Source organism: Desertibacillus haloalkaliphilus (assembly GCF_019039105.1).
GTDB classification, from domain to species: Bacteria; Bacillota; Bacilli; order Bacillales; family KJ1-10-99; genus Desertibacillus; species Desertibacillus haloalkaliphilus.
On the sequence record NZ_JAHPIV010000674.1, the window covers coordinates 1 to 258 of the forward strand.

Annotated in this window: 1 tRNA gene; it reads right to left on the reverse strand. The window is 51.2% G+C overall.

The features are described 5' to 3' along the window. Position 1: 1 nt before the first annotated feature. A tRNA-Arg gene (locus tag KH400_RS23840) sits at positions 2-75 on the reverse strand. Positions 76-258 lie beyond the last annotated feature (183 nt).

Consider the following 258-nt stretch of genomic DNA (forward strand, 5'->3'; position numbering starts at 1 on the left):
GCGCGCCCGAGAGGAGTCGAACCCCTAACCTTCTGATCCGTAGTCAGACGCTCTATCCAATTGAGCTACGGGCGCATACGTTATTAACTTGAGTAATGAACATCCAAAAAGTAAAAGTGCTCCTGCGTTGCTCACGCTACTCGTCGCAAACCTGGACAGTAGGATATTCATGTAGTTGGTTTGGTGCCGAGGGCCGGACTTGAACCGGCACGGTAGTCACCTACCGCAGGATTTTAAGTCCTGTGTGTCTGCCAATTC